At 58.1% G+C, this 24052-nt stretch carries 21 protein-coding genes, 1 tRNA gene and 1 pseudogene; 13 read left to right on the forward strand and 10 right to left on the reverse strand.

Annotation, left to right across the window (positions count from 1 at the left end):
• The first annotated feature begins 112 nt into the window (after window positions 1–112).
• The 10 genes and pseudogenes from ybiB (at window position 113) to JAB8_RS00365 (ending at window position 10574) form a co-directional block, all read left to right on the forward strand.
• On the forward strand, window positions 113–1105 hold the full coding sequence (ybiB, locus tag JAB8_RS00330) for a DNA-binding protein YbiB (protein WP_070287777.1): 993 nt from the start codon (window positions 113–115) through the stop codon (window positions 1103–1105).
• A gap of 56 nt (window positions 1106–1161) precedes the next feature.
• Complete coding sequence (locus JAB8_RS00335) at window positions 1162–2376, forward strand: NAD(P)/FAD-dependent oxidoreductase (RefSeq protein ID WP_070287778.1); 1215 nt, start codon at window positions 1162–1164, stop codon at window positions 2374–2376.
• A gap of 183 nt (window positions 2377–2559) precedes the next feature.
• Window positions 2560–2772, forward strand: coding sequence for a 30S ribosomal protein S21 (rpsU, locus tag JAB8_RS00340; RefSeq protein WP_008451879.1), 213 nt, complete (start codon window positions 2560–2562; stop codon window positions 2770–2772).
• 196 nt (window positions 2773–2968) lie between these two features.
• Window positions 2969–3421, forward strand: coding sequence for a GatB/YqeY domain-containing protein (locus tag JAB8_RS00345; protein ID WP_070287781.1), 453 nt, complete (start codon window positions 2969–2971; stop codon window positions 3419–3421).
• Between the two features lie 130 nt (window positions 3422–3551).
• A complete protein-coding gene (gene dnaG, locus JAB8_RS00350) occupies window positions 3552–5348 on the forward strand; it encodes a DNA primase (RefSeq protein WP_070287782.1) in 1797 nt (598 codons plus the stop codon).
• A 464-nt stretch (window positions 5349–5812) separates the two neighbouring features.
• Window positions 5813–8053, forward strand: coding sequence for an RNA polymerase sigma factor RpoD (gene rpoD / locus JAB8_RS00355; RefSeq protein ID WP_070287785.1), 2241 nt, complete (start codon window positions 5813–5815; stop codon window positions 8051–8053).
• A 109-nt stretch (window positions 8054–8162) separates the two neighbouring features.
• A tRNA-Ile gene (locus tag JAB8_RS00360) sits at window positions 8163–8241 on the forward strand.
• 329 nt (window positions 8242–8570) lie between these two features.
• A pseudogene (locus tag JAB8_RS29780) lies at window positions 8571–8786 on the forward strand (tyrosine-type recombinase/integrase); the annotation flags it as partial.
• Window positions 8787–8818: 32 nt separating this feature from the next.
• On the forward strand, window positions 8819–10033 hold the full coding sequence (locus tag JAB8_RS28730) for a HEPN domain-containing protein (protein WP_139142878.1): 1215 nt from the start codon (window positions 8819–8821) through the stop codon (window positions 10031–10033).
• A gap of 205 nt (window positions 10034–10238) precedes the next feature.
• On the forward strand, window positions 10239–10574 hold the full coding sequence (locus tag JAB8_RS00365; protein ID WP_070287787.1) for an FKBP-type peptidyl-prolyl cis-trans isomerase: 336 nt from the start codon (window positions 10239–10241) through the stop codon (window positions 10572–10574).
• Window positions 10575–10587: 13 nt separating this feature from the next.
• On the opposite strand, the gene JAB8_RS00370 is transcribed toward JAB8_RS00365, so the two are convergent.
• Together JAB8_RS00370 and JAB8_RS00375 are read right to left on the reverse strand one after the other, a co-directional pair.
• Window positions 10588–11067: a DUF2726 domain-containing protein gene (locus JAB8_RS00370; protein WP_070287788.1), complete on the reverse strand. Its 480-nt coding sequence runs from the start codon at window positions 11065–11067 to the stop codon at window positions 10588–10590.
• 97 nt (window positions 11068–11164) lie between these two features.
• Window positions 11165–11878 carry a YjjG family noncanonical pyrimidine nucleotidase gene (locus JAB8_RS00375; protein WP_070287790.1) on the reverse strand — a complete coding sequence of 238 codons (714 nt, stop codon included), beginning with the start codon at window positions 11876–11878 and terminating at the stop codon, window positions 11165–11167.
• Window positions 11879–12006: 128 nt separating this feature from the next.
• Between JAB8_RS00375 and JAB8_RS00380 the strand changes: the two genes are divergently transcribed.
• Entirely contained in the window at window positions 12007–12732 is a 726-nt protein-coding gene (locus tag JAB8_RS00380) for a pyridoxine 5'-phosphate synthase (RefSeq protein WP_070287792.1), read from the forward strand.
• A 121-nt stretch (window positions 12733–12853) separates the two neighbouring features.
• On the opposite strand, the gene JAB8_RS00385 is transcribed toward JAB8_RS00380, so the two are convergent.
• From JAB8_RS00385 to JAB8_RS00405, 5 genes are all read right to left on the reverse strand, one after another.
• Window positions 12854–13255 (reverse strand): STY0301 family protein, encoded by a 402-nt coding sequence (locus tag JAB8_RS00385; RefSeq protein ID WP_070287794.1) that lies wholly within the window; start codon window positions 13253–13255, stop codon window positions 12854–12856.
• Window positions 13252–13587, reverse strand: a complete 336-nt coding sequence (locus tag JAB8_RS28735) for a BPSL0067 family protein (protein ID WP_139142879.1) — start codon at window positions 13585–13587, stop codon at window positions 13252–13254. Before JAB8_RS28735 ends, JAB8_RS00385 begins: the two co-directional genes overlap by 4 nt.
• A gap of 25 nt (window positions 13588–13612) precedes the next feature.
• Window positions 13613–14104 (reverse strand): DUF4265 domain-containing protein, encoded by a 492-nt coding sequence (locus tag JAB8_RS00395; protein WP_070287796.1) that lies wholly within the window; start codon window positions 14102–14104, stop codon window positions 13613–13615.
• A gap of 288 nt (window positions 14105–14392) precedes the next feature.
• Complete coding sequence (locus JAB8_RS00400) at window positions 14393–15055, reverse strand: hypothetical protein (RefSeq protein WP_175444717.1); 663 nt, start codon at window positions 15053–15055, stop codon at window positions 14393–14395.
• Window positions 15056–15234: 179 nt separating this feature from the next.
• Entirely contained in the window at window positions 15235–15954 is a 720-nt protein-coding gene (locus JAB8_RS00405) for a Crp/Fnr family transcriptional regulator (RefSeq protein WP_035828139.1), read from the reverse strand.
• A gap of 498 nt (window positions 15955–16452) precedes the next feature.
• On the opposite strand from JAB8_RS00405, the gene JAB8_RS00410 reads away from it, so the two are divergent.
• Window positions 16453–18141 carry a methyl-accepting chemotaxis protein gene (locus tag JAB8_RS00410; protein ID WP_070287798.1) on the forward strand — a complete coding sequence of 563 codons (1689 nt, stop codon included), beginning with the start codon at window positions 16453–16455 and terminating at the stop codon, window positions 18139–18141.
• A 10-nt stretch (window positions 18142–18151) separates the two neighbouring features.
• Here JAB8_RS00410 and JAB8_RS00415 read toward each other — a convergent pair whose 3' ends face one another.
• Complete coding sequence (locus tag JAB8_RS00415; RefSeq protein ID WP_070287800.1) at window positions 18152–18370, reverse strand: oxidoreductase-like domain-containing protein; 219 nt, start codon at window positions 18368–18370, stop codon at window positions 18152–18154.
• Between the two features lie 375 nt (window positions 18371–18745).
• Between JAB8_RS00415 and JAB8_RS00420 the strand changes: the two genes are divergently transcribed.
• Window positions 18746–20308, forward strand: a complete 1563-nt coding sequence (locus JAB8_RS00420) for a DEAD/DEAH box helicase (RefSeq protein WP_070287802.1) — start codon at window positions 18746–18748, stop codon at window positions 20306–20308.
• 316 nt (window positions 20309–20624) lie between these two features.
• Here JAB8_RS00420 and JAB8_RS00425 read toward each other — a convergent pair whose 3' ends face one another.
• Complete coding sequence (locus tag JAB8_RS00425) at window positions 20625–21866, reverse strand: lipopolysaccharide biosynthesis protein (protein ID WP_070287804.1); 1242 nt, start codon at window positions 21864–21866, stop codon at window positions 20625–20627.
• A 100-nt stretch (window positions 21867–21966) separates the two neighbouring features.
• Window positions 21967–23877, reverse strand: coding sequence for a nucleoside-diphosphate sugar epimerase/dehydratase (locus JAB8_RS00430; RefSeq protein ID WP_070287806.1), 1911 nt, complete (start codon window positions 23875–23877; stop codon window positions 21967–21969).
• Window positions 23878–24052 lie beyond the last annotated feature (175 nt).

Genomic DNA, 24052 nt, shown 5'->3' on the forward strand with positions numbered 1-24052 from the left:
ATGCAGGCACGAAGCACATTCATCAAAAAAATAGCTGGAAAGACTGTTGCATCGGCGCCTATGGCATCCGCCAGCCCGTCTGCACGGGGAAAAATCCGTGTAAGCTGGCGCCATGACGACTGTTTCCATCCCCCATACCGACGTGGCCGGCGAGCCATTTCCCGCTGCACGTTTCATTAAAGAAATAGGACGCGGCAAGAACGGCGCGCGCAGCATGACGCGCGACGATGCTCGCGCCCTGTACCGCGCCATGCTCGAGGGCCGCGTGTCGGATATGGAACTGGGCGGCATTTTGTTGTCGATGCGCATCAAGGGCGAGTCCGTGGACGAGATCGCCGGCTTCCTCGACGCTGCCGAAGCCTCGTTCGTCCCGCTGGCCGCGCCGGCAGGCGAATTCGCGCCCATCATCATTCCCAGCTACAACGGCGCGCGCAAGATGGCGAACCTGACGGCCTTGCTGGCGCTGCTGCTGGCGCGCGCGGGCGCACCCGTGCTCGTGCATGGCGTCACCAGCGACCCGGGCCGCATCACGACGGCCGAGGTGCTGGCCGCGCTGGGTGTGCCCGCCTCGCCGGACCATGCGCAGGCCGAGGCCGCCATGGCGCGCGGCGAAGCGGCCTTCCTGCCCATCGAGGCGCTGGCGCCGCGCCTGGCGCACATGCTGTCGCTGCGGCGCGTGCTGGGCGTGCGCAATTCCACGCATACCCTCGTGAAAATCATGCAGCCGTTCGCCGTTCCCGCCCTGCGCCTGGTGTCGTACACGCATCCCGAATACCTGGAAATGCTCGGTGAATATTTCCTGACTGCCTGCGATCCCGCGCGCGGCGACGCCTTCCTGATGCGCGGCACGGAAGGCGAAACGGTGGCCAACGCCAACAAGGCGCAGCAGATCGACTGGTTCCACGACGGCGAGCGCACGGTGCTGGTGGAAAAGCAGTTGCTGGTGGAAGAGTTGCCGCATTTGCCGGCCGAGCGCGATGCGGCCACCACGGCGGCCTGGATCGCGGCCGTGCTGCGCGGCGAGGTGCCCGTGCCGCCATCGATCGCCGAACAGGTGGAGCAATGCTTGACGACATCGCGGCAGATTGCGGCACGGCCGCGCTAGCCGCGCCGCCGCAGTTTACAATGGCGTCTTTGTAATCAGCGGTGACCGGAATTCTTATGGCAAAACAATTTGATGTGGCAGTGATCGGCGCCGGCGCGGCCGGCATGATGTGTGCGGCTGTTGCCGCCCAGCAAGGCAAGCGCGTGGTGTTGATCGATCACGCGGCCAAGCTGGCCGAAAAGATCCGCATCTCGGGTGGCGGGCGTTGCAACTTCACTAATATCAACGCCACGCCGCAAAATTTCCTTTCGGAAAACCCGCACTTCTGCAAGAGCGCGCTGTCGCGCTATACGCCGCAGGATTTCCTCGCGCTGGTGAAAAAATACCGGATCGGCTACCACGAAAAGCACAAGGGCCAGCAATTCTGTAATGAATCGGCCGAGCAGATCATCGACATGCTCAAGGACGAGTGCGCCACCGGCGGCGTGCACTGGCGCATGCCGTGCAAGATCGATAATATTGTCCAGCAAGATGACGGCGGCTTCGTGCTGCAGACGGACAGCGGCGACATCGAGACGGCCAGCATCGTCATCGCCACGGGCGGCCTGTCGATCCCGAAGATCGGTGCCACCGACTTTGCCTACCGCATCGCCAAGCAATTCGATCTGGCGATGGTCGAGCCGCGTCCGGCCCTGGTGCCGCTGACGTTCGATCCGGCCAGCTGGGCGCCATTTGCCGAGCTGTCCGGCATCGCGCTGGAAGTGGATGTGGAAACGGGCAGCCTGAAAGGCCGCAAGGCAACGGGCGCGCGTTTTCGCGAAGATTTGCTGTTCACGCATCGCGGCCTGTCCGGTCCGGCGATTTTGCAGATTTCCAGCTACTGGCTGCCGGGCGAGCCCATCGTCATCAACCTGTTGCCGGAAGTGGACGTGGCGCAAACCCTCATCGAAGGCAAGGGCACACTGAAGAAGCAGCTGGGCAATATCGTCGCCCAATGGCTGCCGCAGCGCCTGGCCGACTGCCTGCTGGCCACGAACGGCCTGGCGCCGGACGCGCGCATCGCCGACATGCCCGACGCGCAGCTGCGCAAGCTGGGGCAGGCCATCAATGCCTGGTCCATCGTGCCGAACGGTTCCGAAGGCTACCGCAAGGCGGAAGTGACGCGCGGCGGCATCGACACGCGCGAACTGTCGCAGCAGACCATGATGGCCAATAAAGTGCCGGGCCTGTATTTCATCGGCGAGTCGGTCGACGTGACGGGCTGGCTGGGCGGCTACAACTTCCAGTGGGCCTGGGCTTCCGGCGTGGCGGCAGGTATTGCCTTGCAGTAAGCTACTCTGTAATATGGGGTTTTGGCGCCCGGTGCGCCGATCCCGGTGCGTGGTTTACGCCACATTCCGGCAGCGACCGCAGGCTGCATGCCGCACGCAAGTGGGGGAGGGGCTTCCCTTTCCGAATAAAAGCTGCTACTATCTATCTCTTCCTATACACCACCTCAACGGTTTGAATTTTACATGACCACTATTCGCCTTAAAGAAAACGAGCCGTTCGAAGTCGCAATGCGTCGCTTCAAACGCACCATCGAAAAAACGGGTCTGCTGACCGAATTGCGCGCTCGCGAATTCTACGAAAAGCCAACAGCTGAGCGCAAGCGCAAGCTGGCAGCTGCTGTCAAGCGTCATTACAAACGCATCCGCAGCCAACAACTGCCGAAAAAATTATTCTAAGACTGTTCAGTCAGAACCAACCCGGGTAGTTCGGCGCATTGTTCGCCACGGGTTTTGTTTTGATTCGCCTGGAGTGATACTTCAGATGAGTCGCATACCCGCTCCGGTTCGCCGCAGCGGGTTTTCGCTTTTGTGGCCCGTACTTGTTTCTGGCCGCGCACGAGCACCGTTCCCATACTGACCAACGAGGATTGCCATGAGCTTGAAAGAACAAATTACCGAAGACATGAAAAACGCCATGCGCGCCAAGGAAGCGGGCAAGCTGGGCACGATTCGCCTGTTGCTGGCGGAAATCAAGCGCAAGGAAGTCGACGAGCGCATCGAATTGACGGATGCCCACGTGACGGCCATCGTGGAAAAAATGATCAAGCAGCGCAAGGATTCGATCACCCAGTTCGAAGCCGGTGGCCGTGCCGACCTGGCCGACATCGAAAAAGCCGAGCTGGTGCACCTGATCGGCTACATGCCTGCCGGTCTGTCGGATGAAGAAGTGGCGGCTGAAGTGGCTGCCGCCGTGGCCGCCTCGGGCGCCGCCGGTCCGCAAGACATGGGCAAGGTCATGGCCATCGTCAAGCCGAAGCTGGCCGGCCGCGCCGACATGACCGTAGTCTCCGCGCTGGTCAAGAAAGCCTTGACGCCAGCCGCATAAGCAACAATAGTAGCAAGGGCTGCCAGCCGTCGCGCTGGCAGCCTGTTAAACAGCCCACACGTTGACCTGGCTCAACCTCCGGCCACGTGCGGTAGTATAGTCTGACCTATAACAAGACCCGCCCTCGCCAGTGATACCTCAATCCTTCATTTCCGATTTGCTCAACCGCGTCGATATCGTCGATGTCGTGGGGCGCTATGTGCAGCTGAAAAAAGGCGGCGCCAATTTCATGGGCTTGTGCCCGTTCCACAGTGAAAAGTCGCCCAGCTTTACCGTCAGCCCCACCAAGCAGTTCTACCACTGCTTCGGCTGCGGCGCGCATGGCACCTCGATCGGCTTCCTGATCGAGTACTCGGGCATGGGCTTTGTCGACGCCGTCAAGGACCTGGCGCAAAACGTGGGCATGGTCGTGCCGGAAGCGGACGACAAGATCCCGCCGGCCCAGCGCGCGCAGATCCAGGCGCAAAGCCTGGCCCTGTCCGACGCCATGACGCAGGCCTGCGATTATTACCGCGGGCAATTGCGCCACGCGCCGGAAGCCATCGCCTACCTCAAAAACCGGGGCTTGACGGGCGAAGTGGCCGCTCGCTTCGGCATGGGTTTCGCGCCCGGCGGCTGGGACAATCTGCGTTCCGTCTTCCCCGATTACGACGTGGTGGCCCTGGCCGAGGCCGGTCTCGTGATCGACAAGGTCGATGAAGAGGGCAACAACCGCAAGCGCTACGACCGTTTCCGCGAACGCATCATGTTCCCGATCCGCAATACCAAGGGCCAGGTCATCGCCTTTGGTGGCCGCGTGCTTGACCATGGCGAACCGAAATACCTGAATTCCCCGGAAACCCCCTTGTTTTCCAAGGGTTTCGAACTATATGGCTTGTTCGAGGCGCGCCAGGCCATCCGCGACGCCGGCTACGTGCTGGTGACGGAAGGGTATATGGACGTGGTGGCGCTGGCGCAGATGGGTTTCCCGCAGGCGGTGGCCACCCTGGGCACGGCGTGCACGCCCACCCACGTGCAGAAACTGCTGCGCCAGACCGATAACGTGATTTTCAGCTTCGATGGCGACAAGGCCGGCCGCCGCGCCGCCCGCCGCGCGCTGGAGGCGAGTCTGGCCCACGTGTCGGACAATAAAACGATCAAATTCCTGTTCTTGCCGTCGGAACACGATCCGGACAGCTATATCCGCGAATTCGGCGCCGAAGGTTTTGAGCAGCAAGTGCATGAAGCGATGCCGCTGTCGCAGTTCTTGCTGAAAGAAGTGTCGGGCGAGCATGATTTGTCGGAACCGGAAGGGCGCGCCCGGGTGCAGTTCGACGCCAAGCCCTTGCTGCAGTTGATGGCGCCGTCGTCCTTGCGCTTGCAGATCGTGCGCGGCCTGGCGCAGCTGACGCAGTCCACGCCGGCCGAGATCGAAGCCCTGTTCGAGCTGGCCAAACCCGTTGCCGTGGCGCACCGCGCGCCGCCGAAATCGGGCCGTCCCGTGCCCGTGGGCCTGGAATTGAAGATCATGCGCATGCTGGTGGCGCATCCGCCCTTGACCCTGCGCATCGACGAGGCGGCCCTGACCGCCTTCCAGCACCTGGGCCCGGATGCGGCGCACAGCCTGGGGCAACTGGTGGCTGTGGGCCAGGCGCTGGGCGAGCACGGCAGTTTTGCCGCGCTGGCGCAGCAGTTGAAGGAGCTGGGCAGCGAATACGACGAGATCATCGGCGAGATCGCGGCCGGCACGGAATCCGATTACGACAGTGAATTGTCGTGGCTGGTGAGCACCATCCGCGAGATCAAACTGAATGCCTTGAAGGCGGAATTGCAGCAATTGTTTGCGTCGGGTTTGCCATCGGAGAAAATTGGTGTACGCTACCGCGAAATCATGCAGGAGCAGGGCGAGCTGGAACGCGAACGCGATGCCGAGTTGGTGAATCGCTAACCTTGCCCTGAGGGTATGTCGCGCACTGGAAAAACATTTTTCGCGTGCTATAATTAAATGCTAAGTATTGTGTGCTTTGGCAAGCTAGTTCTGTTTCGTAAATAGTATTTGTTTTCAGTAAGTTAGGCTCTTGATCGGCGCGGTGGATCGTGTCGGCAGCCAGGGCCAACTGGCGCTTTCGGCGTTGCGGGCAAGGCTCGCAGACGCTGGCAAGCCGCGCCAGGCTCTCGCTCCCAACGCGGTCGATGCAGGAATTTTTGCCGAGACGGCTGGCAACAGCCGGTGGACAGGAATTGCTGCGCTTCCCGCGGATCGTGGCCGATGAGGTGTAAGTAACGTAACAGTGTCGAATTTGCGTAGTCGGCAGGTTCGAAGATGGTGGTTCCCGCAGGTAGACAGGGAACTGGCAGCAAACTTTATCCTAATCCACCGTAAAGCAAGTCGTTGTGTAATCGAAAGCGCCTGTGCCAATCAAGAAACCCGAATCCAAAGCGGCTGCAAAGCCCACTAAAGTTACCACGAAAGCCGAAAAGGCGCTCGACCGGCCAGAAGCGCGCGTGACCAGCGCGCCCGTGGTCAGCCAGACCACCGACGCCGCCACCCTGGCGGCCATCGATACGTCCGGTTATGTCTTGCCGTCGGTAAAAGTGCCAGGCCGCCGCGGCCGCAAGCCAAAAGAATTCCAGCCAGAAAATGATGAAGTCGCCGCCCTGAACGCCGTCGAGCGGGCCGAGCTGAAGGCCGTCGACAAGGCCAAGGCCAAGGACCGCAAGGCGAAAGAGCGCGCGCTGCTGAAGGATGCGTTCTCGTCCGACACGGAAGCGAGCGAGGAAGAACTCGAGCGCCGGCGCCAGAAACTCAAGACCCTGATCAAGTTCGGCAAGGAACGCGGTTTCCTCACGTATGCGGAAATCAACGATCACTTGCCCGAAAACATTGTCGATCCGGAAGCCATCGAAGGCATCATTGGTACCTTCAATGACATGGGCATCGCCGTCTACGAGCACGCGCCCGATGCGGAAACGTTGTTGCTGTCTGATAACGTTGCCGTCGTCACCAGCGACGACGAGGCGGAAGCGGCGGCCGAGGCCGCCTTGTCGACCGTCGATTCCGACTTTGGCCGCACCACCGACCCCGTGCGCATGTACATGCGCGAAATGGGTTCGGTCGAGCTGCTGACGCGCGAAGGCGAGATCGAGATCGCCAAGCGCATCGAAGATGGCTTGAAAGACATGATCCAGGCCATTTCCGCCTGTCCCGTGACGATCGCCGAAATCATCGCCGCCGCCGACCGCATCGCCAACGAAGAGATCAAGATCGATGAAATCGTCGACGGCCTCGTCGATGAAAACGAACCGGTCGCCGCCGCCCCTGTCGTGTCCGCTCCCGTCGAAGAAGACGAGGAAGAAGGCGAAGCGGAAGAAGAGGAAGAGGAAGAAGAGGAAGAAGCGAGCGCTTCGGGCGCCGCCGGCTTCTCGGCCGAACAGCTGGAAACCCTGAAACGCACGGCGCTGGAAAAATTTGCCGTCATTTCGCAGCAATTCGACAAGATGCGCCGCGCCTTCGAAAAGGAAGGCTACAACTCCAAGCCCTACGCCAAGGCGCAGGAAGCCATTTCGCAAGAGTTGCTGGGCATCCGCTTCACGGCCAAGGTCGTGGAAAAGCTGTGCGACACACTGCGCGGCCAGGTCGACGAAGTGCGCCATATCGAGAAACAGATCCTCGACGTGGCCGTGAACCGCTGCGGCATGCCGCGCGCCCACTTCATCAAGGTCTTCCCGGGCAATGAAACCAACCTCGACTGGGTCGATGGCGAAGTCAACGCAGGACACGCGTACAGCGCCATCCTGGGCCGCAACATTCCGACCGTCAAGGAATTGCAGCAGCGCCTGATCGACCTGCAGGCGCGTGTCGTACTGCCGCTGCCGGACTTGCGCAACATCAACCGTCAGATGGCGGCCGGTGAAATGAAGGCGCGCAAGGCCAAGCGCGAAATGACGGAGGCCAACTTACGCCTGGTCATTTCGATCGCCAAGAAATACACGAACCGGGGCCTGCAATTCCTCGACCTGATCCAGGAAGGCAATATCGGCCTGATGAAGGCCGTCGACAAGTTTGAATACCGCCGCGGCTACAAGTTCTCGACGTATGCGACTTGGTGGATCCGCCAGGCCATCACGCGCTCGATCGCCGACCAGGCGCGCACGATCCGCATTCCCGTGCACATGATCGAGACGATCAACAAGATGAACCGGATCTCGCGCCAGATCCTGCAGGAAACAGGCGCGGAGCCCGATCCGGCCACCCTGGCGATCAAGATGGAGATGCCCGAGGACAAGATCCGCAAGATCATGAAAATCGCCAAGGAACCGATCTCGATGGAAACGCCGATCGGCGACGACGACGATTCCCACCTGGGCGACTTCATCGAGGACAACAACACCCTGGCCCCGGCCGACGCAGCGCTGCACGCGTCCATGCGGGGCGTGGTCAAGGACGTGCTCGATTCCCTGACGCCACGCGAAGCCAAAGTGCTGCGCATGCGTTTCGGCATCGAAATGTCCACCGACCACACCCTGGAAGAAGTGGGCAAGCAATTTGACGTGACGCGCGAGCGCATCCGCCAGATCGAAGCCAAGGCGCTGCGCAAGCTGCGCCACCCATCGCGCTCCGACAAGCTGAAAAGCTTCTTGGAAGGCAACTAGAAGCCAATAGGGCTTGACGTGCGCCCCTGATACCCCTATCCTCGCGTGTCCGTTTCCAAAACGGCCGCGCGAGGCGGGTTTTCAACAGCGCCGCCAAGCCGCAGTCCCCGGGCCTCTAGCTCATGCTTGGTTAGAGCAGCGGACTCATAATCCGTTGGTGCCGTGTTCGACTCACGGGAGGCCCACCAGAATTAGCAGCAAAAAAATCCCCGGCGGGTGACTGCCGGGGATTTTTTTATGCGCGAGACAATCGTCGCAAGGTTTGGTCTTTTGGGCGTGATAGCTGCTGGTTTCGTCACCAATTCCATCTTTATGGCGGTATGGAACGGGTAAGAGGCATCGCGTAGTCTGCCAGTCGTTCGACCTTGTATTGGCAATTGAGCACGCTACGGGTCATGATCGTTGTTCAATGCGGCTATGGTTGGGCTTGTGTCTGAATGGCGGACCTGACCCTGCCACCCCTTTGACCCTGCCACCCCTTGTGTGTCTGAATGGCGGACCTGACCCTGCCACCCCTTGGTATAAACCGCTGAAACGTTGCGAAATTGATGATTTTCGTTGGCATGATTTGAGGCATACTTGAGCAAGTTGGCATGTGCAATATGTTACTCCTCTGAATGTGCTTCAGGAGTTTTTGGGGGGGGAGAGTGCGCAGATGGTTCGCCGATACGCACACTTTTCAGCGGAGCATTTGGAAAAATATGTAAAGAGATTCCCTGCTTTTATGGTGTAGATTATTTTTCGAAAATTAAAAAATGAGGAAATATGGTTAGTGTAGAATATTTGGCTATTATGGATAAGCAAAGTACTTTTTGCGATTCAATTATTAGTTTTAATAAATTTTTGCAGGTTGATTCCTCAATTGTAATTAACGGAGGTAAAATTCACTTTAAAGAGAGTTTTGTTTGTGATTACAAGATTCATGATGGAGATGTGACTGGAAGAAATCAGCATTATTTTCACGTACTTTTCAAAATTGATAGCGATGCTGATGGTGATCTGATAAAATTTTCCGAATTTTTAAAAATTATTAGAGGACTATTTTCAAGAATAAATGCCGAGGTGGAAACATTGTGGGATGATATATCTTTTTGCTATTCTAAAAAAGCGTATACCATAATTCATCAGGTCGAAAATTTGATGAGGAAATTAATTTCAAATTTTATGTTGGTTAAAATTGGAACTGATTGGGTTGTTGAGACCTCTCCTCCAGAAATAAATGATGTTATAAATAAAGGTAAGCGATCCTCTAAAATAAATGTACTTCATAACCTTGATTTTATTCATTTGGCACATTTTTTAATTAAGCCATATACAAAAACTGGGATTGCGGAACTGTATAGTGGAATTAAAGCTGCGGAAAGTACAGAAGATTTAGAGAAATTAAAATCGTGCTTGCCTGAATCAAATTGGAATAGATATTTCTCATCCTTGGTAAGTTGTGATGATACTTTTTTGCAGAAGAGATGGGATGATTTGTATATTTATCGCTGCATTATTGCTCATAATGCAATATTAAATAAGAGTCAATTTGATAGAGTGTTAGAGATATCAAATGAATTGAATGAGACATTGATAAATGCTTTGAGTAAGCTTCCGCAGGTAACTGTGCCAGAGTCAGAAGTTAAAGATGTTGTTGAGCGTGTCAATGATAGGGATAAATTTGTAAGTGTAAGTTTCGAGGTGGCTTGGAGAAAAATGGAAGCTTTACTTGAGCTAATCTTGATTAAGTTTGAGCTTCCGATAAGTGATATATTAACTAATTGTCGAGTTTTGGAGCTGGAAGGTGTTTTCACGAACGAGGAAACTTCTATTGTTGAATACTTAATTGATTTCCGGGGGAGGTATTATTATGAACCTGATAATAATTTTGAAAAGCGATCTGTTGATAGAGCCATAAGATTTATTGGCGGCATCTGCGATTCTCTGGAGGCGACACTTAATTCCATCAATGAAAATGGTATGCGAGTAGAGAATTAATTTTAAGGAAACTATGTTCTGGTGATTTTCTTGGTTGATTTTTTAGGTAGAGCATGTGTCTCATAATCCATTGATGCCGTATTCGATTCACGGGAGGTCCACCAGAATTGAGCAACAATAGAACAAGCCCCGACAGGTGACTGCCGGGGCTTTTTTCGTGCTGTCGTACAATCGCGGCATAGCGATTGACGAAGGATGAAACGAGATGACTGCTGAAGTGAAGATTGACGATATCGTGGTAGGCGACGGCAAGGCGGCGGCGCGTGGCGCGCTGGTCACGGCACATTACCGGGGCTGGCTGGAAGATGGGACGGAGTTTGACTCGTCGCACAAACGGGGTGAGCCTTTCCGCTGCGTGTTGAGCAATAACAAGGTCATTCAGGGCTGGATTCTGGGTTTGCACGGCATGCAGGTCGGTGGCACGCGCAAGTTGTGGGTGCCCGCGCATCTGGCGTATGGCGAGCGGCAGGTGGGTTTGATACCGCCGCATTCCAATTTGATCTTCGAGATTGAGTTGCTGGAAGTGCTGACGCGCGATTGATGTCTGGATGGTGTCAGCAGGCAGATACGACGCCGGATTTTTTCAGCAGCAGTTGCTCGACATCGGCGCGCAGCGCCTGCTGGGTGGGGAAGTTGGCATAGCGCAAGGTGACGTAACCGGCCAGCCTGAGCATGGCGTCGCGCTCCTGATCCTGGCGTTCGCGGCCGGCGTGGCTGCGGTCGTCGAGTTCGATCACTGCGATGACGTTCAGTTGCTGGCTGCACAGGACAAAATCGGCCACCTTGCGGTCGAAACGGTTTCTGTTTGCCCGTCCCTGCGCCGTCACCAGTGCGGAAAACGCCACTTGCGCCAGCACCGTGCATTCCGGCAAGGCCGTTTGCAGCAGGTGGTACATCTGCTGTTCGCGTGTTGTCATGACGGGTTTTCTTTGCAGACGCAGCGGCCTGCGAGATTTCGCAGCCTGGCGCGTGGCCAGCATGGCAAGGAACAGGATCACTGCCGCGATGGCGATCAGGACGGTGTAGGAAGGCATGGGCTGGTACCAGAATGGACGAGCCCTGATGGTACGCGAACAGCGGCGTGTTTTCGTGCCGCCGCCAGCGTATTTCAGATGGTGCGCTTGTGGAAGATCAAGCCTGTTTCAGGTTGACCTGCATCATGCCCAGCAGCGGCGCGATCTCGTGCAGGCTGGCGACTTCACAGGTGGGGATGGCGGCCGAGGTGTTGGCCATGCCGTCCGGGTTGAACCAGCAGCTGGCTATGCCGTAGCGGTTGGCGCCCAGGATGTCGGCGTCTAGCCGGTCGCCGATGATGATGGTCGTTTCCTTGTTGAATGCGCGCGCCATGTTGGCCGCGTATTCGAAGAAGCGCACGTCTGGCTTGGCGTGGCCGCACGCTTCGGAGGTGGCGACGAAGGAAATGTAGTCGCTCAGGCCGGAGGCGGCGATGCGGCGGTTCTGGATGGATTCGACGCCGTTGGTGATGATGCCCACTTCGCCAATGCGCGACAGCGTTTCGCACACTTGCTTGGCGCCATCGATGAGCACGACCGTGTCCGGCAGCGATTCCAGATACAGGCGGCTGGCCAGTTCCGGGTCGATGGCGATGCCGTTCAGCGCAAACGTCTTGCGGAAGCGTTCCACCTTCAGGAAATCCTTGCTCACCTCACCCGTCTCGAAACGTTTCCACAGGTCGACGTTGATCGCCTGGTACTGGGTAAACAGCGCGTTGATGCCGTCGCGCAAGCCCAGTTCGTGCATGGTGTGCAGAAACGAGCGTTTTTCGGACGCGCGGAAGTCGAGCAGGGTATCGTCGAGGTCAAACAGGAATAGCTGGTAGGTCATGGTATGTATTGAAAGCGTGGAACTTGTCTTGCATCGTAGCACGTAGCGCTGAGTTCGGTTGGCCGTGCCCTGCGCGGGCGATCCGCTACAATCGCTGCCGGACCCGTCACTTTCACTTCATTCCTTTCATGACCCAGCTCTCCGTCAACGTCAATAAAATCGCCCTGCTGCGCAATTCGCGCGGCCGCAATTTCCCGGACCTGCTCGCGTTTTCCGCGCGCTTTCTCGACCTGGGCGCCGCCGGCATTACCTTGCACCCGCGCCCGGACCAGCGCCATGCGCGCTACGATGATGTTGCCGCTTTGCAGCGCCTGTGCGCGGAACGGGGACGCGAGCTGAATGTGGAGGGCTATCCTGCGGCGGAATTCCTGCAGGTCGTGAAAGACGCGCGCCCGGCGCAATGCACGCTGGTGCCCGATATGCCGGGCCAGCTGACGTCCGATCACGGCTGGGACATCGAACGGCATGCGGCGCTGTTGCGCCCCGTTATTGGGGAATTGAACGACCTGGGCATCCGCGTCAGCCTGTTCGTCGATGCCGACTATCCGGCGCTGGAATGGGCGCGCGAGGTGGGCGCGGCGCGGGTCGAGCTGTACACGGAACGGTTTGCCGAGAGTTATGGCGGCGGGCAGGCCGAGGCCGTGTTTGACACGTATCTGCAGGCGGCGCGGCGGGCACAGGCGCTGGGGCTGGGCGTGAATGCGGGGCACGACCTCGATTTGCACAACCTGGCGCGCTTCCTGGACATTCCCGGCATCCTGGAAGTGTCGATCGGCCACGCGCTGGTGGTCGAATGCATCGAGCAGGGCATGGACAAGGTGCTGGGACGCTACCTTGAGATATGTCAATCGTAGGGCTGCCGCACATCGAACGCGCTTGCCGCTTGCTGACCTTGCTTACCAGTCATTTCTGAATGGATTTTTGCATGTTTGACGCAACTGCGGGGGAGTGGCTTGAGGAGTGGTATTGAGCGCACTATTTGCACTGAAAACTGACTATTTTCGTTTGCTGTGTAATGGCTGCAACGCACTGTTTGACGCCCGGCAAAGCCATGCGCAGGTAGCGTTCGGTACCGGCATACAGGCAGTCCACCTGAAACAGATACTCGGGTGCATCAAAATTGATGTCCCAGCGTTGATGCAAGGTGCCGTTGCGTGTCCATTCCTTGTCCGGGGCCAGGATAGGCAACGCTTCGCCAGCTGCTGGCGGCTGATGCGCCGGATAGGACAGCACGCGTACGCCATCGAGTTTGCTGGCCGGCAGGTTCCAGCTTGAGGGAGGCGCTTGCGGGCAAGAAGCGGATGCAATGGGGGCCGCGGCAGCTGGCTGCATCACCGTGGCCGCGATGGCCAATGTCGCCAGTGCGAGCGGCTTCATTCCACTACCGAATAGAGTTCGGGACGATTCGATGCCCCCGCCGCCGAACGGCCGAAGTAGATCACGCGGGCGCTGGGCTTGTGGTTACGCCACTGGTCGAAAATTTCTATGCCGCCAGGCACCTGGCGGATGAACAGCGCCGCATGATTGCCCTGCCGCAGATTCTGATAGCGGCCGTTGACGAAGGTGGCAATCACTGTGCCTTTCGCGATACCGCCTTTTTGTAAGGCATAGCGTTTCTCTCTGTGGCCGACGATAGAGAGAGCGTACGCAAGGCGTGGGTTAGCATCTTGATGTGGGCCAGAGCAATACAGAACATTGACATGTGTCATGGCCCCGCCTGGTGCACGGACAACCTTACATATCCACCCACCAGTTGAGCAAGGTTTCATCATCGTCGTCATCGAGGTTGACGTAGATATTGGCGAAGTACCATTCCACGCCCGTTGCTTCTCGGAAGGCGTCGAAGGGACCGTTGACATTGTAGATGCCGTGGTGTCCCGGCACGCTGAAGGTGAGGTTGCCCTTGTACTGGCCATCCAGGGTGCCGCCCAGCTGGCTTTGCACGTCGCGCTCGAGCTGGTCCACTGCTGCTTGCGGCACGTCGTCGGCGTAGATCTGGATGCAGAAGTTGCCGCCGCGCTTTAAGACTTCGGCGGGGGCGAGCGGGTTGGCGATGTTGACGATGTCGCCGCGCGCCAGGTTCAGGGTCAGGCCGGGCGAGGCCAGCAGTTCGTAGACGTGCTCGTCGATCTGGCGCGCGGGCAGGGTTTCATACACGGGACCGCTGGTGTTTTCGCCTGCCAATACGCGGATGTGCGGCAAGCCTTCGCAATTGATGTCTTCCATTTATTCTTTCATAGTGCCGGCGCAATGCGCCGCAGGGCGCCAGGTAGGGGTATATGGCAATATTGTACCGGCTAGGTGTTTGCTGGCGGGGTATGCAACAGTGCAGACGGGGCGACACAATCGGGAATGCCGTGCCGGCAGGTGGTTGTTTATGTGGCCTGTGCGGTTCGAAGTGCCAGTTATGCGCCCTTGTCGCAATGCTTGGCCTGCGGCGTTTTAAGAACACGGAATATGCAAAAGGCACGCCGCAGCGTGCCTCGATATCATGCCAGGCGGGTTGGCCCCAGCTTAGAAGCGGTAGCTGGCACTGATGCGCAGCACTGGATATGCCTTGAAATCCTTGACCTTGTCGGACAGTTTTTCGTTTTCAGCGGCAACGTCCGTTTTCAGGGCGGCACAGACCAGCGGGTCGCAGCCGGTATTGTGCAGCGAGGTTTTCGGCGAACCCTGGAACAATACGCCGATGTCGCTGGAAATGCTCCAGCCTGCCTCTTTCACCGGGTTGCCCCAGCCGATGCCGATGTAGGGGGCGACCTTGCGGAAATCGATGGTGCCGTCCAGCTGGCCAGCGCTGGCCGCCGTATAGGTGTTGCCGTTCAATGTGTAGCTGCCGCTTTTGTTCGGCTTGCCTTTGGCATCGATTTTATTGCCGTTGTACACGACGCCGGCGCTGACGCGGAAGGCGCCGTCCATGGGGAAGTAGTCGAGCAAGGCGTCGAAGGTGCGCAGTTTGAGTTTCAGCTTGTAGTCGACGTCTTCGGTGCTGGAGTCGTAGGAGTAATTCAGGAAGCCGACGCCAAAACGGGCATTTAGATTCGATTGCAGCGGCACGCTCAGGTGGGCGCCGACGCCAGTCGTACCCAGGTCGGCGGCGATGGCGATTTCTGCCTGGGCTTGGCTTGCGCAGAACATGCCTGCCAGTAGGGCGGCGATCAGGTATTGCTGTTTCATGCTTACTGACTCCAGTCGTTGGTCTAATTATGTACGCGATAAATTACCCAATTGAAACTAAAGTTTCTATTGGGTAATTTCAACGAGAATAATAGAGGCTGGATTGTTGCCAAGCAAGACGAAGTGGCAAATGGTGGTACAAGGTGTTGCTTTCCTGCCGCATCAGCTTGCGACGTGGCTTAATTGTGCGCGCTGATGCCGCTGCGGAATTGTTCGAAACCGGCGCGTGCGGCTTTATAGCAATTGCCGGCGGCCGCTTCCAGGCCTTCGCGGTCGAGCACTTCGACCGTGCCGCGACGGTACTGGATCAGGCCTTCGTCCTGCAGCTTGCGCGCCGTGACGGTGACGCTTTCGCGGCGCACGCCCAGCATGTTGGCCATGGTGTCTTGCGTGACCTTCAGTTCGTTCGACAGGGAACGGTCGAGGCGGTCCAGCAGCCAGCGGCACAGTTTTTGTTCGATGCTGCAATGACGGCCGCCCACCACGTTCTGCGCCATTTGCGCAAACATGGCGCTGGTGTAGCGCATCAGCAATTGCGCCAGCGCGCCGCCTTCATTGAACACTTCGCGCAGGAAGGCGGTTTTCAGGCGGTAGCCGTAGCCTGCCGTCTGTACGATGGCGGTGCAGGTGGCGCGCTCGGCTTCGTACAGCACCACGCCAGCCACGCCTTCGCGGCCGATGACGGCGATCTCGGTGGTGGCGCCGTCTTCCATCACATACAGCAGGGAAACGATGGCGTTGGTGGGGAAGTACGTGTATTCAATCTTGCCGCCGCAATCGAACAGGTGCTTGCCGGCAGGCAAAGCGACCAATTCCAGCTGGCAAAACAGGCGCTCCAGATCGGCGCGCGACAAGGCGCGCAGCAATTCGTTCTGTTGGGCGCCCGTGATGCTGATCATGGGTGTGGCCGGAGCGGCTTGCCAGTTGTGCTGGGCGGCTGCGTGGCTATTCGTTGCTGGTGTCAGGTTGCTATAAGCTTTGTACATGGTAGGGCCTCGTCTTCTGATTTTGTTGGATGGCGCTGCTTTTCTGGCTTGCTAGCGTTGTGCTGAATCTTGTATCCACTATAGAACCAGGGGGCAATGACGGGCATCGGATGAGCCGACGTGCTTATGTAGGCTAGGAACATTGCCCCGTGTCATCCAACTCCTACGCCTGCTCTTCATTTTCCCGTTTGGAAACAACCGTGTTTGGACAAAAATGCGGCGCGCTGCCCGCTACACCTGAACTTTGGCCGCATGCCGCGATCAAACCACTCTGCGCTGCAGTGCGTCGGTGGTAAAATGTTGCCTTGTGGAAATTTAACCGGCGTTTCGGTATGAGCCGCCGCATTACCTGCGCCGTGTTGGTGCGCGCCTGTCTTGTCCCGTTTACCTGTTAATGAAGGAACGCAACGCATGAAATGGTTTTTTGATCTGAAAATTGCCACCAAGCTGATCTTGTCGTTTGGCGCCGTGCTGCTGCTGACGGCCGCGCTGGGCGTGTCGGCGATCTTTTCCATGGCGCGCATCAATACCGCGTCGACGGACCTGTCCGACAACTGGATGCCCAGCGTGCTGGCGGCCATGTCCATGCGCAGCGATGTCAGCGATTTCCGCCGCTGGGAACTGGCGCACATGCTGGCCGCGCAGGATGCCGACATGGCGCAGAACGAAACGCGCATGACGGAAACCCAGGCCAGGCTGAAGGCCGATGCCGACAAGTACCGCGGCCTGATTTCCGAACCGGGCGAGAAGGACGTGTTCGAGCGCTTCCTGGCACTCAATGATGAATTCATGCGCCTGCATGCAACCATGCTGAGCCTGTCGCGCGAGATGAAAAAGGAAGAGGCGCGCGCGCTGGCCGTGGGACCGTCGGCCCAGGTGATGACGGACATGATGGCGGCGCTCGATAAACTGGTGGCGATTAACACGGACGGCGGCGTGCGCTCGAGCGCCGGCGCGGACGCAACCTATGCGGCCTCGCGCGCCAGCCTGATCGCCTTGGTGGCGGGCATCGTCATCATCGGCATGCTGCTGGCGCTGTGGGTGGCGCGCAGCGTGGCGCGTCCGTTGATCGAGGCCGTCGGCGTGGCGCGCCGGGTGGCGGCTGGCGACTTGACGGCGCATATCGTTGTGCGATCGCAAGACGAAACGGGACAATTGATGCAAGCCCTGAAAGACATGAATGCCAGCCTGCAAAACCTGGTGGGCCAGGTACGCGGCGGCACCGATACCATCGCCACGGCGTCGAGCCAGATCGCCGCCGGCAACCAGGATCTGTCATCGCGGACGGAAGAGCAGGCCAGTTCACTGGAAGAAACGGCTTCGTCGATGGAAGAGCTGACGTCGACCGTGAAGCAGAATGCGGACAATGCGCGCCAGGCCAATACCATGGCGCAAACCTCGTCGAGCATCGCCGTCGAGGGCGGCAAGGTCGTCAGCGAAGTGGTGGGCACGATGGCGTCGATCAATGCATCGTCGCGCAAGATCGTCGACATCATCGCCGTCATCGACGGGATTGCTTTCCAGACCAATATCCTGGCCCTGAATGCGGCCGTCGAGGCGGCGCGCGCAGGCGAGCAGGGGCGTGGCTTTGCCGTCGTCGCCACGGAAGTGCGCAACCTGGCGCAACGCTCGGCCGCGGCGGCCAAGGATATCAAGGTCTTGATCGGCGATTCGGTCGAGAAAGTCGAGGCGGGCTCGAAACTGGTGGATCAGGCGGGCCGCACGATGGATGACATCGTTGCCAGCATCACCCGCGTGACGGACATCATGAGCGAGATCACGGCCGCCAGCAGCGAGCAGAGCGCCGGTATCGAACAGGTTAACCAAGCCATTGCCCAGATGGACCAGGTGACGCAGCAAAATGCGGCCCTGGTGGAAGAGGCGGCCGCTGCGGCTGAGTCGATGCAGGAGCAGGCCGCCAGCCTGAGCGAAGTGGTCAGCATCTTCAAGCTCGACGTGGCCAGCGCCGCCGCAAGCCGGCCGCGTGCGCCTGTCAAGGCTGTCAAGGCGTCGGCAGCCGTGACGCCGGCACCGGCGCCGCGTCAACTGGCCAGTACGGCGCGCCGTGCCGTGCCAGTGGATGAGTGGGAAAGCTTTTAATTGAATTAAGTTAAGCGCGCTTGCGCGGCTTCCTGACGCTCTGGGTGGCGGGCGCGGCAGCGGCTTGCTGGCGCTGTTGCCACGCCCTCAGGGCTGCTTCGTAGGCGGCCAGGTCCTCCTGGTACATTTCCAGTACGCAAAAGGTGCAGCCGCTGTGGCAGCACTCGTCGTTGCCCGGTTTGCTGGGCGGCTGCGGTTGCGGATCGTGGGATAAAGGCGGGGTGGGCATGGTAAGGGCAGGGGACGGCGGAGCTGGCATCGGCGTTGGCATCGGAGCCGGCATGATACGGCATCCCGGAGGTCTATTGCTGGAACGCTTTTTGCTCAAAAATCACGGTTTCCGTGTACAGTTGCGGTGAATTAGGGTATCGTTTACAGCACTGATATTGTATCTTCTGCGCGCGATGTTCCGCCGGCGCGATCTCCGCCGCCATCGCAGCACATCTCTTCGACGCTCCCGCATACGCCATACAGCATGTCCCGGAGCACGGAGGTGCCGCAAGAACAATGATCCATGGCTTGCAAGACGGAGCTGCCTGTGCCCCGAAATGTTGTTTATTGAGAAAGCATGGCTTCCGCAGTGCGGAGGCACACCAGAAAATTTATGTCTGAAACCGAATCGACTCCTACGCCCAGCCCGGCGATTGCCCCTGAAGCGGCGCCCGTCGCCGCTGCGCCTGCACCTGCACCTGCACCTGCACCTGCCGCATCCGCTGCTCCCAGCCTGACTTTTGCCGACTTTGGCCTTGCGCCTGAAATCCAGCGCGCCTTGACCGACCAGGGTTACACCCATCCGACACCGATCCAGGAACAAGCGATCCCCGTGGTGCTGCAAGGCCGCGATGTGATGGGCGCCGCGCAAACGGGCACCGGCAAGACGGCCGGTTTTTCCTTGCCGATCATCCAGTTGCTGATGGCGCACGCCAGCAGCAGCATGTCGCCGGCGCGCCACCCGGTGCGCGCGCTGATCCTCACGCCGACGCGTGAGCTGGCGGTGCAGGTGGCCGAAAACGTCAAGGCCTACGCCAAGCACACGCCGCTGCGCTCGACCGTCGTCTTCGGCGGCATGGATATGAAGCCGCAAACCGTCATCCTGCGCGGCGGCGTGGAAATCGTCATCGCCACGCCGGGCCGCTTGCTCGACCATATCGAGCAAAAGAACATCAGCCTGAGCCAGGTGCAGATGCTGGTCATGGATGAGGCCGACCGCATGCTGGACATGGGCTTCCTGCCGGACTTGCAGCGCATCATCAACTTGTTGCCGAAACAGCGCCAGAACCTGATGTTCTCGGCCACGTTCTCGCCAGAAATCAAGAAGCTGGCCGCCACCTTCCTCAACGATCCGCTGACGATCGAAGTGGCGCGCAGCAACCAGACGGCCGACAAGGTCACGCAAGTGGTCTACAAGGTGACGGAAGACCAGAAGCATGCCCTGGTCGCCCATCTGCTGCGCCAGCGCGACCTGAAGCAGGTCATCGTATTCTCGAACACCAAGATCGGCGCCTCGCGCCTGGCCCGCGTGCTGGAGCAGGAAGGCATGAGCGCCACGGCGATTCATGGCGACAAGAGCCAGCAGGAACGCATGGCGGCGCTGGAGGCGTTCAAGAAGGGCGAAATAGACGTGCTGGTGGCGACCGACGTGGCGGCGCGCGGCCTGGATATTTCCGACCTGCCTTGCGTCATCAACTTCGACTTGCCGTACAACGCGGAAGATTATGTGCACCGCATCGGCCGCACGGGCCGCGCCGGCGCCTCGGGCGACGCCATTTCGATCTACTCGGATAAAGACGAGCGCTTGCTGGCCGATATCGAGAAACTCATCAAGCAAAGCATCAAGCGCGGCGAATTGACGGGCTTCAACCCGGCGCCCGCCCGCAGCGGCGACAGCGAGCGCCGTCCGCCGCGCCGCAGCGAAGGTGGCGAGGCACGCCCCGCGCGCGCCCCCGAGAGCCGCCATGCCGGCGATAGCCGCGACAGCCGCTCCGCCGAGCGCGGTGCGCGTCCCGCTTTTGGTCCCGGCGCACGCCGCGAAAAGGCTGATCCCTGGTTCCTCAAGCCATATGAGCCGGCCAAGGCCGCAGCCCCGGCTGCCGCCAGCATGGCGCCTGCCGCAGTCAAGCCGAAGCAGAAAGTGGCGGCATTGCTGGGTGGTTTGTTGAAGCAATAAGGAGCAGTATCAGGATGCAGCGTCTGCCGTCTTGCCATGCATTTGCCGGAGATCCTTGCGGCGCCACTTTTTATTGAGGACAGTGGCGGCGTATGGATTCCCTGGCGACGCCATCGCCATGCGCGCCATCGTACCGGCTATTTTCATGCCGGACGATGGCGCGTTTTGCATTGTATCGTGCGTGGTATTGAAGCAGGGAGGGCGCATACGCTGCCAGCGTATGCGCGGATGAGGCTATGAAGGCGGTTGTCTGCCAGTTCGTGACCCGTGACTTGATGTCTCGGCAGATGAATCCTGCCCTGCCGAGAGCGTATTCTTAGTTGCTTAATTGCGTGCGATTTGCAACCCACCATTTACGCGAGAGCGCAATCAGGCAGGCAAGCACGAAGCCAAGCAAGGCACTCGCAACCAGCGCTGTCGAGAGACGGGTAGTGCGGTTCTCCGGCAAGCTCGGGCCGGCGATAAAGCGGCTCTTTTCCAGGTAAAGATTGATCGAATTTTGATTGTCGACCGTAATTTTGTTGTATACCTCTTTGACCAGTTCGTCATTCAGGTTTTTGTTCTTGAATGCGCGTTCTTTGCTGGCTTCCAATGCGCGCAGTACGGCTTCGCCGGATTTGTTGGCGTCGAGCTCAGCCTTGGCGAGATCGTAATAGTCACGCAGCAACAGATATTGTTGCTGTTCTCGTTTGGCCTGGTAAATGGCTTCTTCCGCCGCACTGGCCTCGATTTCGGCACTCATCAGTTGCGTCACTGGTGACAGGTAGCGTGAGTTCTCATCCGTTACGGTGACGACTTGAGATGCTGCCTGCACCTCGGACTTCGGGTAGCGGGAAACTATCTGCTTGAGGTTGCTGATGCGCCTGCCGTATTCTGCAAGTTTCTCCTTGCTGCCAATGATGTCATTGTCGAGCTTGGTGATTTTGGCGGTAATTTCCAGATGCTTGAAGCGCAGTGCATCGGTATAGATCAGGTAGACAATCGTGTCGACCGTGTAGCGCCCCAGCAGGGCCACGATACGTTGCGCCTCTTCTGGCGTGCTGGCTTCGTAACTGATGCGAAAACCGATCACATTGTTGCTGCTTTCCTTGGGCTGCTCCATTAAATCTTTGGCATCGAGTTTGGTGAAAGGGAAAATTGGCACGATGATGGTGTTCAGGCTCTTTTCACTGGTGATGTTGGCGCGCAGACTGGCAATGCTGGGAGTGTTATCGAGTTTGGTGGCGCGCACATAGTCGTCGAAGCGGCCACGGCTGCCAAAGGCTGCCGAATAGCGCTTGTAGTCACTGAGTTGAATGCCGGTGGCGGCTTCCTTGACGTCTTTCATTTTTGTCATTTTTTCTGCTGGCAAGGGGATGGGCCCGCCAAATTGCAGAAAGCCCTCACTTTTGTACTTGGCAAAAAACAGTGTACTACCCAGCCCCAGTGCGATACAGGCCACGGTGATTCCAGTAATCATGCGACGCGCATGCCACAGTGTACTCAGGAGATCGGTCAGGGAAATCAGACCTTCGTCGTATTCTGTGTTGTGTTGGGTGAACTCTTCCTGCTTTTTCATGTGATTTCTCAAATTATGTATAGATGAATAATATGTACAAGGAAAGACCTGCCGACAGTTGTGTTTTGTCAGCCTTGCGGTCTTTTCCTGGCTGCCGGCATCATCCGCGTAATGCCAGTGCCTTGTTTTTTTCGGACCAGATCAAGTCTTCAATGCCGCATTGTGGCGTGTATTCTTTCACTGCTTTCAACAATACGGTCCGCACATCCTCATAGGCGAAGCGCTTGCAGGCGTCGTCGAGCTCAGCCAGCAGCAGCTGTAATTCAGCGTGCGGTATCTCGGATTCCTGCGCGCGCATGATCAGCGGGTGTTCTGTCCCCTCGACATTGTCGCCGATGAGCAGTTCTTCGTATAGCTTCTCGCCGGGGCGCAACCCGACATGTTCGATTTCGATGCCGTCCGGGGCCGACTTGCTCTTTACTTCCAGCCCGCTCAGATGCACCATGCGTTCGGCCAGATCCATGATCTTCACCGGCGCCCCCATGTCGAGCACGAAAACATCGCCGCCTTCGCCCATTGCGCCGGCCTGCAGCACCAGTTGCGCGGCCTCGGGAATGGTCATGAAATAGCGCGTAATTTCGGGGTGCGTCAGTGTGATGGGACCACCGGCCATGATCTGTTTGCGAAAGAGGGGGACGACCGAGCCGGACGAGCCCAACACGTTGCCAAAGCGTACCATGCAAAAGCGCGTCTTGCCGCGTTCCTGTGCGAAAGCCTGCAGTATCAGTTCAGCCAGGCGTTTCGTCGAGCCCATCACATTTGTCGGGCGCACGGCCTTGTCGGTAGAAATCAGCACAAAGCATTTGACCCCTGTATCCATTGCCGCCTGCGCAATGCTGAGCGTGCCGAAGACGTTGTTGCGCACGCCTTCGACGGGATTGTACTCCACCAGTGGAACATGCTTATAGGCGGCCGCATGATAGACCGTTTCCACCGTGAAGGTACGCATGATCATCGTGCACTTCTCCGTGTCCAGCACAGAACCCAGGAAGGGCAGCAGTTCTAGCTCTTGCCCATGCGCGTGTTTAAATCCCTTCAGCTCCTGCTTGATCGAGTACAGCGCAAATTCAGACATTTCCAGAAGAATGAGTCTGGAAGGTTGCAGCCGAATGATCTGGCGGCACAGTTCGGAGCCAATCGAGCCGCCGGCACCGGTCACCATCACAGACTTGCCGGTGATGCAGCTTGCAACCAGATTCAAGTCCGGCGCTACCTGATCACGGCCCAGCAAGTCTTCGATTTCAATGTCGCGGACATCTTGCAGGCGTTGCTCGCCGCTGACCAGGCTTTCGACCGGTGGAGTTACCTTGATCTTTACCTTGAACACTTCGAGCTTGTCGAGAATGCGTTTTTTCTGACTTTTCGTCAACGACGGCATGGCGAGCAGCACTTCACTGATATTTCGCTTGGCTATCAGCTCCGCCAAGTCCGATGGGGCGTGCACCTTGATCCCGGCCATGGTCGTGCCTCTGAGTTCCTTCATGTCGTCGATAAAGGCCAGCGGCTGATACTCGTGTCCTGCGCGCAAGGCTGTGGCTAGCTGTGTTCCTGCCTTGCCCGCGCCGTAGATTGCAACCCGGACGGCCTTGTGTTCTGCATTGGCTTGCAGCAGGAAGCCGCGCGCCAGAAATCTGCTTGCCACCACATAGGTAATTGCACTGACCCAGTAAATACCAAAAACCCCGCGGGAAAGCCCTTGCATATGTGTCAGGAATGCACCCAAGGCGACCAGCAGCGCCACCGAAATCGTCACGCCCAATAAAATGACGTAGACGATTTTTTGGTCAATGAAGCGTATGACGGCGCGATACAAACCAAGCCGGATAAAAATGGGAATCGAAATGAGTGGCGTTGCCAGGATAAGCCACAAATATTGGCGGAATAAATTGGAATCGACGACGTCATATCGCAGAAGAATGGCAAGGGCGAATGTCAACGGTAAAAGAAATAAATCAGCCGTTGCCGCTATCATTTGTTTATGGAAACGCGATATATCAAGAAAGGATTTCATTTCACTATTCTAGCGTGATGGTGTTGTTGAGTAGTGGTATTGTTTATGATGCCCGCTCAACAATATGACGGCAGGAACCACATCAAGATAAAGTTAGTATCTAAGTAACCCTCAATAAATTCTTGTGATCTCTGACTTCCATAACCGGCGCTCTACTGCGTTGCCAACTGCTAGC

The organism is Janthinobacterium sp. HH106 (genome assembly GCF_001758725.1).
Taxonomy (GTDB): Bacteria; Pseudomonadota; Gammaproteobacteria; order Burkholderiales; family Burkholderiaceae_D; genus Janthinobacterium.